The 11,211-nt window shown below is 30.8% G+C and carries 8 protein-coding genes; all 8 read right to left on the reverse strand.

Annotated elements, in window-relative coordinates; translation table 11 throughout:
* Nucleotides 1-51: 51 nt before the first annotated feature.
* Nucleotides 52-1,917, reverse strand: a complete 1,866-nt coding sequence (locus ACMDB5_RS00850) for an ATP-binding protein (RefSeq protein ID WP_413999152.1) — start codon at nt 1,915-1,917, stop codon at nt 52-54.
* A 66-nt stretch (nt 1,918-1,983) separates the two neighbouring features.
* Nucleotides 1,984-3,879, reverse strand: coding sequence for an SIR2 family protein (locus ACMDB5_RS00855; protein ID WP_413999153.1), 1,896 nt, complete (start codon nt 3,877-3,879; stop codon nt 1,984-1,986).
* A gap of 166 nt (nt 3,880-4,045) precedes the next feature.
* Entirely contained in the window at nt 4,046-5,155 is a 1,110-nt protein-coding gene (locus tag ACMDB5_RS00860) for a HigA family addiction module antitoxin (protein WP_413999154.1), read from the reverse strand.
* A gap of 10 nt (nt 5,156-5,165) precedes the next feature.
* Complete coding sequence (locus ACMDB5_RS00865; RefSeq protein WP_413999155.1) at nt 5,166-5,468, reverse strand: hypothetical protein; 303 nt, start codon at nt 5,466-5,468, stop codon at nt 5,166-5,168.
* Between the two features lie 153 nt (nt 5,469-5,621).
* A complete protein-coding gene (locus ACMDB5_RS00870) occupies nt 5,622-7,301 on the reverse strand; it encodes a hypothetical protein (protein ID WP_413999156.1) in 1,680 nt (559 codons plus the stop codon).
* A gap of 196 nt (nt 7,302-7,497) precedes the next feature.
* Nucleotides 7,498-9,102 carry a hypothetical protein gene (locus ACMDB5_RS00875; RefSeq protein ID WP_413999157.1) on the reverse strand — a complete coding sequence of 535 codons (1,605 nt, stop codon included), beginning with the start codon at nt 9,100-9,102 and terminating at the stop codon, nt 7,498-7,500.
* Between the two features lie 221 nt (nt 9,103-9,323).
* On the reverse strand, nt 9,324-10,229 hold the full coding sequence (locus tag ACMDB5_RS00880) for a DUF5655 domain-containing protein (protein WP_413999158.1): 906 nt from the start codon (nt 10,227-10,229) through the stop codon (nt 9,324-9,326).
* Nucleotides 10,226-11,209, reverse strand: a complete 984-nt coding sequence (locus tag ACMDB5_RS00885; RefSeq protein WP_413999159.1) for a DUF3644 domain-containing protein — start codon at nt 11,207-11,209, stop codon at nt 10,226-10,228. The genes ACMDB5_RS00880 and ACMDB5_RS00885 overlap by 4 nt, the downstream gene beginning before the upstream one ends.
* Nucleotides 11,210-11,211: the final 2 nt, after the last annotated feature.

The following is an 11,211-nucleotide window of genomic DNA, read 5'->3' on the forward strand; positions in this document are numbered from 1 at the left end:
AAAAGGCATATAGTATAGGTAAATGTTCTTTAACTAGTGCACTAAGTTATCTCATTCTGCTTTTTCGTCTGTTTTTACAATTGTTATATAAGCCTGATAGGGATGATTTATCATATCTGGAATGGTATAATTTAATTTTTTTTCATCCAATAACGGCTTTAAAAATTCCCTAAAAATATACTTTTCTGTTTTCCCCAATATCTGCGCAATTACTTTGCCTTTCATAGGTTTATGCGAACATAATTGCAAAATAATATTAGCTATTCTTTCCTTATCATTAGTTCTTTTGCCTAATGACTCTATCAGCTGTTTGAGTTCATCAGGAATATCATCTTCAACAGGTAGTGCACTAAGCTCGAGAGGTGGTGCACTAAGGTCAGGAGGTAGTGCACTAAGGATTTCCTCTTCGTTGGAAATATAGGATTTCAGAAGTTCCGAAGTAGTGTAATACGTGAGTTTACTTTTGCCTTTCTGATTCAACAAATCCAATTCCCTTAATTTTCTTAAATCTGCATTTGCCGTAAGAATATCGGAACCATTGATTTGTCTGGCAGTTGAATTATCGATTGCATTTACTTCCCGAACGAAAATCAAAATTCGTTTTTGATTATCATTCAAATCGAAATTACTGAAGCTATTTAACCAATGAATATCTTCTTCATTAAGCAGGTGGTGCAATAAGAGTCTTACCGTAAAAGTGTTGTTTTCTCTACTGCTTTCAAAAGTAGGAGGCATCATATCGACTTTTTCCATCAAGTTTCTCATAGTACGAATACCGCTTCCTTTGGTTTCAGCTAAGTTGGTTTCGTGGAAAATTGCGGATATAAAAGGGTTTCTGTTTACAGAACCCGGTTCGCCCAATTGGTCTTCGGTTTTTAATGAAAACCCCGGATTTATAATCTCAATTCTGTTTGGGTATCGAATAATCTGTATAGGGCTGTTTTCCCTGTATGAACGATGGATTAGCGCATTCACCACAGCTTCACGCAAAACACGCATTGGCAACCCTATATTTTTGGCCTGAATATTATTGTCGTTTAACACAAATCCTTTAGGCAAATCATCTGAAATTGTTGAAATAATGCGTTGCACTAATTCTAAAAGGGAACCTCTCATATCGAGTGTTGCATCAAAACGCTTGTCTGCGTCTTCAATCCATTTGTTGGTGCTTACACGAATGTAATCGACTCTTACCATAGGCAACAATCTGCGGAGCGCCATTCTGGATCCGAAGCATAATAATCCCGTATAGGTAACCTGAAAGATTCCGTTGCTTTTTCGGATTGCGTTTAACGCTTTCAACAAATCATTATCATCATAGGTAAGTTCCTCCGCAGAAGGATTTACGTTTTTTCTGAAACGTCTATAAAGGGATATCGCTTCCTCTGATACATCATCCAAATCTGCATCTTTAATAATGGATTTATCCAAGGTTTCGTTTCCTTGGTAAAAAATCACCAAATCATCTTCAGTGCATTTGTGGTCTGCAGAACCAATACGGCGATAGGCTCCTTGTGGCAAACCTTTGTGTTTAAGAAACAGCGGTTTTTGTTCGGGACTTAGTTCGGGAACAAAAACTACAATCGCATATTTATCTGCAGTCGTTTTTTCAACTGTGATTTGAGGTCGAATAGGAATATTAAAGTTTTCGGCACACTGATTGGCTAAATCGGCCTGTATCTTATCAAGATTTTCTTGAGGGATTCCAGAAATAATATAGCTTGGAAACAAGCTTGTAACCTCATCTTCTCTTTCAACCCCTAATAGCAAATAACCACCACCAAGACCTGGTTCGTTGCTAAAAGCACAAACGGTTTCCAGCACTGATTTACCTATTTCGGAAGCTCGTTTTGCTTCCAAATCGGTGCATTCATCCGATAAGTTTAATCGTTCTACTAATTCTTTTAAGTTTTCCATTTGTTATATTAGTCAACTATTAATTATATCAACCTAATTAAATGTTATATGAAAACATTTATTAGTTTACTGCTCTGAATCATGCTGATTTAAAAGCATATCTTTCTCGTCACTAAATTGAATTTGCATAGATTCAGATCTACTTTTTAACTCAACTTTAATTGTATTGTTTTTTATTAAATCTTCTCTATTAACTATAAAAGCATCTACAATAATTTGGTTTAAATAACCTGTTTCAAAATCCAGACCATGTAAAGAATAGGTCGACTTAATATTTTCCGAAGCTAGGAAAACTCCTTTGTCTTTGCATGTTTCTAATAAATAATTTATCTCATCTCTATTTTTATTTACGAAAGTTAATCCGTTAAATTTAACTTTAAGAGCTCTATTCTCTATATATGCTAATACTTTTTCAATAATCTTTTCATTTATCTGATTAAGGTCTATATTAACAAATTTCACGTTAAAATGTTGCTCAATTTTTTTTAATTTCTGAAAGTAATCTAAAAGAGTTTTGGCGTCAAAAGAATCTTCTTCAAATTGTATTCTATTGTCATAGGTATAAAGCAGTTTGTTCTCTTTTAAGAGTTTAAATGTTTGATTATTAGTTATTCTTGAAACTATATTATAAAAATTTAAACCACTTTTTACAGATGAAATCAGTTTACTTGGAAGAATATTAATTTTATATTTTGTATTGTCGTCATCAAAAATGATTTCAATAATTACAGTAAAATCAATAAACACAATTTTTATATGGGATTTGTTTTCTTCTGGATTAATTATAAAAATCTCTATTTTATAATTGTCCAGTTCAAACCCATCTCCAAAAACAAATTCAAAATTACCATGAATATGAGGAACTTTTTTCACCCATAATTTTTTAATATTGTCTCTATTCGAAATCCGAATATCGTTAAAAAAATAACTAAAGTCTTTAATGATTTCAGCATCCAATATGACATCATCAAAATTTTTGCCATTGAGTGCATCTAATATTTTATCCTTTTTGTCGTCTGGTAATTCGAGATTGAATTTTATTTCAGATTTTCCTAAACCTTGTAGTGAAGAAAATTTGCCAATTTGTAATGCATCTTTGTGTTTGCTAATTTGAAAGTCAATTTGATTTAATAATCCAAAATTAAATACGGTATCTGCAGAACCATTCCCTTTAGTTAGTCCAGGAATATAATTTAATTTTAAATCTTCATCTATTTCTTTAATTAGGCTTTCCCCAGTACTTTCTATATAATTAATACCATTTCGATCTAAAAATCTCTTGGTGAGTTGATTAATTGATGGAGCTACAAAAAATAATTCTTTTCTCATTTCACCTAACTCTCTCAATATTCTTTCAAACATAAACCTTATGTTTTGATCTTCTAAAGCATACCCGATGAATAAAATATGTTTTGAAGCTAACCTATCTTTGACTGCAGTCCAAAAAATTGTTTCATCTTTATTTTCAATGAAAAAATTATTGTAATCCGACTTTGTTAAAATAATATTTTTAGTATCGGTTAGGTCACCATGTATTTTAAATAATTCTTGTTTTTTGGTATTAGCAATTGAATAATCAGAGCTTCTACGAATCACTTCCATATTTTTGTTTGTTCTTTCAAAAAGATCATCGTAATTGGTAGTTATAATAGTTTTGATTTGCGGAATTTTTGCTAAAAGTTGATGAGTTTCTGTTGAGTCAGGTTCTTTTTGAAACTCATTTTTTAAAATATTAATTAAGTAGTTTTTATTCCCGTTTTTAATATTGTAGATATCTTCTGTAACTTGAAGTAAATTAAAAGTTAACTCAATTTCCTCCTGCTCGCTTGTGGTCAGCCCGGCATGCATTCGTTCTGCTAATTCTTTGCCTGAAGGATATCCAGCATACCTAGACAAACCTGCTCCTGCAAATAATAAGACTTCCTCTTTTCTGATTAATTCAAAAATTCTTTCCTTTTCCATATTAATCAATTATAAGATTACTGTATTGATTTCTCTAGTTTTTTAGTGCCCTATCTAGTTTACGTAACTCCGGTATCGTTGTTAACAATTCGCCACAATCTTAATTTCCTCCTCACACAACCCATACAACTCGTAAACCATCCTTTCCATAGCCTTTGTTGGTAGATTAATTTATATCATTGCTTATTGAAGTGTAACTGCGAAAATTGTTTAAAGTAAAGCATACTCTTCCTCTCACAATACTCGGATGGATTTTTACTTTTTTGGCAAATGCAATAATTGTATGGTCATTATTGTTGAAAGCAATATTCCTTTTGAATTCATTCCAATCCTCGTCTTTAATTAGACCGTCCTGGGCAAAATGATTGGCTTGTTTTTCCTCTGTTGAGTTTTTGTATTCTTCTTCTTCTGTTTTGATTTCTAGGTCAATAAACTCGGCGGTATCATTATTAACCAAATGCTTGAAAATATGCCCTAATTCATGAAATAATGTAAATGCAAAATTATCTAAACGACTGTGTCTAAGTGTCATTCCGATAGCAGGATTACCTTCACTCCAAAATGAAACTCCATCTACAGGTGTTTTTTCTCCTTTTGCTTGATATATTAACTTTATGCCACTCTCATGTAATTTGTTTTGAACTTTAGTTAGAACCTCTTTATTTTCAAATAAAATAACTCTTAAGTCTGCAATTAATTGTTCTTGATTTTCATGATTGAAAGCTGGTACTATTATCTCTTTGGCTTTGTATTGCACCAGTTTTACCCAACCCATAATGTTTACGACATCGGTTTTTAGCTTTGTTGATTTTTTAAACCTGGCATAATTGTTTTGTACGCTCATTACTGCCAGTTGGTCTAAATTCGCTACTCCATATATTTCTCTTATTTTATAAATATCGTGTAGCGGGTTTCCAGAAATGGCTTGTTCTTTTTTAAAGAAAGAAACTGGAATGAAGTCCTTGGCCACATTCCAAATTTCTATAGCTTCTAATTGTTCTTTGTTTTTTGCCTCAATTCTTGCTTTGTCTAAATCGTAGTTTTTTTGTGCTTCCATCCAAAAATCGGCATCGATGCCCAAAGCTTTTTCTAGCAATAATGCTAAATCAGCGTTTATGTTTCGTTTGCCTTTTATAATTTCGTTTAGTTGGCTGCGTTTTAAACCTATAAGTTTTGCAAAATCAATTTGAGAATATCCATTTGCTTCCATTTCGTCAGCTAGAATTATTCCGGGATGTGTTGCAATAGAGGGGATAAGTTTTTTTGTCGTCATCATTTTTTGTAAGTTAGTTTTCGTAATGTTTACTTAAATCTTCGATTTCTAATACTTCGATTTTGAGATCATCTGAAGCAGAAGCTACCTCATTAAAAAGAATACGGTATTGTTTATTGACATAGACCGCACTAACGCCTTTGAGGTCGCCTTCTTTTTTTTCATACTGTAAACTTTTGATCTGGTACAACTGCTCAATACGAGTGACGGATTTTAACGTATTGATTGTTTTAACATACTGCTTGACCAATTGTGGATTGGATTTGTACTCTTTATATGATTTTACTTTTCCTATGTAAAGGTCTGCTAAGTACACCTTTTGAAATTTTATCTCCATAATTGTTTTGCAAAGATAAATTATTATTACAATTGTTCACTAATTTGTGAACAAATTTAAGCTATTTATTCACATAATTGTGAACATTTTTTATTAAATTATAGTTATGATAATTTTTTTATAAACCATTCACTATCTATCCCATTCTTTATAAGATCCGTTTTTAATAATTTCTCTTCCCTTTCGGCATCTTTCGAGAGTTTGTTGTTGAGCTGAATAACAGTCACATAATCCCCGTAATTCAAGTATTGTTTCAATTCTTTGGGACAATTGGTCATTTCCAGTGTAATCTCTTTTGTTAATTCTTTCAGCAATTTGTTCGTATAACCATTGATATCCGCTTCTAAATTCATCTTCCATTGCACTTCTGAGTTTTCTTTCATCAGTTGTATCTGATTGAAACTGTCTTTTATGGGTTTCAAAGCGTTCTCGTTCTTGGTTCTCAAGTTTTCCAAATTCTTGTTCAAGGAGTCTTCCTTCTTCTTCAATTCGAGTTTTTTCTCCTTCAAAATTTCTCTCAAATTCTGATTCGCGTTCCGTATCGTCCTCAATATATCCCTGCTCTCGCTTAATACCTGCGAGTTCATTCTCAATTCTGCTCTTTTCAGGCTCAAATTGTCTTCTAATGTCTGCCTCAGATTTTCCAAGATTGTATCGGAGTTCGAGTTGTTGGCTAATAATTGCTGTTTCGCTTTCAATTGTTTCTCTTTTTGCAATATATCGGCTTTCCAAGTTGCTGTATCGTTCTTCAATTGCTGAGTATTGGAGGTAATATTCATCGTATAAGTTGTTCTCTGTTTCTGTAACGAATTGTTGAAAGTCTCTTTCTGCTTGTTCAAGAGATTCCAGCGATTGGCTATGTCGGTTTTCAACTGCTGTTCTAAATTGGTTTCGTAATTGTTCCAATTGCAGTTTTGTTCTTTCTGAACTTGTCTTAACTCTTGATATGCTTGATTCAAATTGTTGTTCAACACTTCTGTATCGTTGCGATTCCAGACATCTTGTAATTGCCCGTATAAGATTGCTAATTTGGTTTTTTCGGCAGGTGATAGATTCTCTGAGAAGTCCCATTTGGAGTTCATCAATTTGTGAAATTCCTTCTGTATCTCCAGCGGGAAGTTGAAAGTAATTGGTGTTTTGTTCGACATGATTAAATACCCATTTGGTGTTTTTGGTTACAAGAAAGTTTTTGGCAATATTTTCTGGAGAATCTTTAGGAATTACTATTTGAATAGTATCAATTCCTAAACGCCTTATTTTAGCTTTTTTTTCATCATTCAATTTGTGGGAAACTACAATTTCGATAAGCAATATTGGTTTTCCATGAATATCGAAGAATGTTACATCCGGTCTAATCAATAAATTCTTATTGTCGATATCAGGGTTCTTTCCAAACTGAACTTCTCCATCATCACCTTCATAAAATGAAAGTTCTTTTTTTACAGAATGTGCCTCAACAAAAGTAGCTTCTTGAATTAGTTTTGCACTTTTACCGTCTGGTGCATATTTATACAAGTTTGGTACTTTTATTCGTTTCGTTCTTTGAAGAATGTCAATTGCTAAGTTGTGCCTATAATCCTGATTACTGAATGCACATGGGATTTCTCCCTTTTTTACATCTTTTGCTATATGCCGAAAATAAGATTTATAAAGAGTATTTTTCTTTTGAATAACCGCTTCCATTTCTGCATCACAGCCCATACACCAATAGCCTTTACGACCGCTTTCGGCTTCAAGGATGTATATAGGTTCTCCTTTTACGCTTTTAGCGTATTCGTTTTGTTCTTTTGGATTTGATTTATTAGTGATCATTTTAATTTGATTCAATAAGTCTATTTATTTCCGATAGCAAATCAAACATCGTTAAAAAAGATACTTCCAGAAAATTATTTTGAGCTTTTTGAATTAGCTCAATAATTTTATAGAATAACTTTTCGACATTCATTGCACTTCATATCCCTTAAAATTTTATCATATAAACTGACTTAAGATAACATAAATCGCTCATTTACAAATAGTATTTATCAATTATATCTTTTAGCGATTTAAAATCGTTTTCTTCTATTAATTCAAGTAACTTCTCTCTGTCATAAAAAACATCGAGCTTTTTGGGTTTAAAAGTACCCTTATTTAATTCTAACAAATGTACTATTGCTTCGGGTTCAAACATACTAGAAGTTATATAAACTGCTTTAAAAGCATAGCCATTATCAATATCTACTTGATATTTATCTTTTATAAATGGTAACGTTCGGTTGAAAAACCATTTTAATGTATATTTAGTGTCATATGTGCCTAAAGCTATTTGATGAGCCGAATGGTACCCTTTTAACTCGATAACTATTATTTCTTTAGGATGGGAAGATCTTATGACATAATCATATTCAAACCCTTTCTTTTCTTTTTCTTGAGTTTCTTTATTTGTTATGTATTTCGAGTAATAAACATTTGCATTTATATCAGCGTTAGGATATTGATGTTTTAAAACTTGGTACATCATTACTTCAAACAATGTACCTTTTAAAGCTCCTAACTGAACTTCTTGTCCAGACTCCTTAATTGTCTGTAAAGTATCTTCTATTGTTTTCTCAAAGTCCTCATTTTCGAGAAACTTTTGACTAAGTTGTAACTTGGAAACGTTTTCTAAAATAGAAAATATATTTGAACCATAAATTGAACCAATATCATAACATAAAAACCCCAGTGATTTTAAAGTATTTAGAATAAATGAAGTACAACTTCGATATATAACTATTGGTATAATTTTACGCGTACCGTTTATAACAGAATTTAAATTAATTTGCACCCTGCTCAAAAAACCATCTAAATCTATTTGAGTGTAATCTCTAGACAATAAAATATCAACCACAACTAAAGTTTGTTTTTCAATAGTTTTAGCTCCATTTACTATTGCAGGGTTTAATCCTGTTGCTTTTGTATATCCGAAAGCATCCCATAAAAGATTATTATGAACTGCTCCCAAGGATGGATTTGCCTTATTTCTGAATCTATTATTTAAAGTTAAAATAAGATTTGATTTTGCTAACCAATCTATAATGTCTTTTACAAAAAGAGCATCAATTAGTAATTTTGAAAAATGTGATTTAATTAATATATCTTCCGATTCTTTTACCGTTTGTAATAATATGTATTTGACATCATTTGCATCATTAGCCAAATAAACAAAATCGCCATTTTTTAAAATTTCAATTAAATCATCGAGTAAATCAATTTTAGCAGTTGTTCTTTCCAGAGGTGATGCTGTAATTTTTAATGCTTCATAATATGATATGATTCCATCGTTTATATCCAAACTTTCAATTAATCTAAATAATGGTGGTCTATATATTTTTGCAATTTCTTTTATAACATCTTTAGTCAGTTTTTGCTTTGGAAGAAAGTACACAAACTGACCTTTTCCAAAAGTCATTGGTGAAGATGATTTTACAAGGTTTTTAGCAACGACACGTTTAATAATCTGACGAGAATATACATTTGTTACATTAAATTTCTCTGAAAGCAAATCACATAATTCTTTACTTACTTGAAATTTTTTCTTTTCAAGTATTTGTAATAAGTAATTATCGTATTGGTTGCTATTAACTGATGTCATTTTTACAATTGTGTCACACTGCCCTTATCTTTTTCTTAATAACCTTTTAGCAAGCATCAAAAAAAAACTAAACAAGTGTATTTTTTATTTTTAAATATTTGATTGTTAGTGTTTTAATTTTTTATTAAAATAAAAATTAAATGAAAAAACATTGCTTTTTGTCACGAGCTTTCTCATTTTTATTAAATTATCACATTGTTTTTCCTCTAGATTATAAATTATTAATTAACCACTTGCTTTATTAAACTCATTATATATTCTAAATTTTTATCGTCTTCTATTTGAATTTGATAATCACCGTTGCCACGATGACCGATATTTGAAACGTCTTTTGCTAAACCTTTAGGGTCGTCTAATACCCCTATTTTAGCATTTATAAATATCTTTAATCCTTTCTTTTGCATTTCAATATCCGAAATGTTACTGCCTTTTTTGAAAGCGATGTAGAATTTCTGAGGAATAACTTCAACTCCATCTGCAAGATTTATAATTGCTGTTTTAAACTTTTCATATAATTCAATTGAAGCATCAGAACCATTATTATAATGGTCTTCCTCAGAATATACTTTTATATTTTCTTTTACTTCTTGTAGTTTTTCACTATTTTCTAAAAGTGGTTTTATACTAGGTGCTCCCGTACTCTTTTTAAGACTATTGATACTTATGGTATTATTCTCGAATTGTTTTACTTCCCATAATTCTATACCAAAATCCTTGAAATCACTTGCCGATATTTGATTTTCTGTAAAGCTTGGAGAAACAAAAGCAACTCTTGATTGTGACCAATCAACATCCTTACTATGTAAGGTATCTTTTAATGTTTCGTTGTAGGTCAGTATGAATTCAGCTTTGTTTTGAAGCATTAAATTAAGATATGTTAAACCTTGGTCTACCACACTATAGTTCTTGTCTCTTTTATACTCTATGATGATAAAAGCATTAGTTTGTTTATCATACGCAAGTGAGTCAATGCGTTTATTTTTGATCGCAAATTCTGACTTTACTAATTGTAAGCTCATCACTTCCTGAAGATTATTTTCAAAAATAGATTGAATTTCTCTTTCTAATTTAAATGGCTTTTCCTTTACTTGATTGAGTTTAGAGGAATTATTGTTATATAGGATCATTTGTTTCTATTAAATTCTTTATCTAGTTCTTTCCAAATATTACTGCTGTAAAAACCTTTTATCATTGATGAAGAGCTTGAGGGATCCAATTTACGTTCATGATATATTTTCCCATCTTGTTTAATCAAGCGCATAATCTCATTAAAACCTTTGCCTTGTTTAAAATTTGAATATCTTAACTTTGCTTTTTTTCTAACCTCATCGTATGTAAAAGGAAATCTATTTCTCATCTCCTCTTCACTAATTGTTACTGGAATACCATTTTCGTCATATTTAAAACCAATTGAATCGAAACTATTTGCTTTTGTAAAAGATACATCTATTGAAATAGCAATATCAAAATCTTCATCTTCCGAATCGTGACTGTCTATTTTATTTTTTACAAATTGAAGGTAATTTTTAATTTCACCCGTTACAACTCCTTCAGTTATTATTTTAGAATCTACATAAGCTAATGGCATTAAATAGAAATTGTAGCTCGACAAATCAATTTCTAAAGACCATATTTTTATAATATTCATATAGTTTTTAATACAAGCAAAGCCTAGTTCTTGTATTTCTTTTGATATTGTAGAATTATTATGAAAATGAATGGCATTATCCCTTAATTCCACCAATGCTTCTATACTATCATTTAAATTTTTTGATATAGTAAAACCTATTTTTTCTAATTTTTTTATTACTTCAAATAAATTTAAAGTCATAGGGTTTTTACTTCTACTTAATTTTGGTTTTGTATTTTTCTTATGTTGAACACCAGATTTTGTAATTACAGGTTCTAAAACGTAAATAGATTTTAAATTATAATTGTTAGATCTTAGTAATTGAGCTTTCAATAACAACTCCCACGAGTTAATTGCTAAAATTGCAAAAGTTTCTTCCCTATATGTGAAATTAGGTTTATTATAAATTTCAATAGCCGAAAGCATTGAATTTACAGACTTATCTAAAAGGCTTCTATAGGTTTGATTGACTCTCATTT

This window comes from Flavobacterium sp. W1B (genome assembly GCF_047344965.1).
Lineage (GTDB): Bacteria > Bacteroidota > Bacteroidia > Flavobacteriales > Flavobacteriaceae > Flavobacterium.

Excerpts from the sequence above, each read along its gene's own strand:
- ACMDB5_RS00885 (WP_413999159.1), bottom strand. The coding sequence starts at position 11,209 with ATGAGAGTCAATCAAACCTATAGAAGCCTTTTAGATAAGTCTGTAAAT.
- ACMDB5_RS00870 (WP_413999156.1), bottom strand. The coding sequence starts at position 7,301 with ATGATCACTAATAAATCAAATCCAAAAGAACAAAACGAATACGCTAAA.
- ACMDB5_RS00860 (WP_413999154.1), bottom strand. The coding sequence starts at position 5,155 with ATGATGACGACAAAAAAACTTATCCCCTCTATTGCAACACATCCCGGA.
- ACMDB5_RS00850 (WP_413999152.1), bottom strand. The coding sequence starts at position 1,917 with ATGGAAAACTTAAAAGAATTAGTAGAACGATTAAACTTATCGGATGAA.
- ACMDB5_RS00855 (WP_413999153.1), bottom strand. The coding sequence starts at position 3,879 with ATGGAAAAGGAAAGAATTTTTGAATTAATCAGAAAAGAGGAAGTCTTA.
- ACMDB5_RS00880 (WP_413999158.1), bottom strand. The coding sequence starts at position 10,229 with ATGATCCTATATAACAATAATTCCTCTAAACTCAATCAAGTAAAGGAA.
- ACMDB5_RS00875 (WP_413999157.1), bottom strand. The coding sequence starts at position 9,102 with ATGACATCAGTTAATAGCAACCAATACGATAATTACTTATTACAAATA.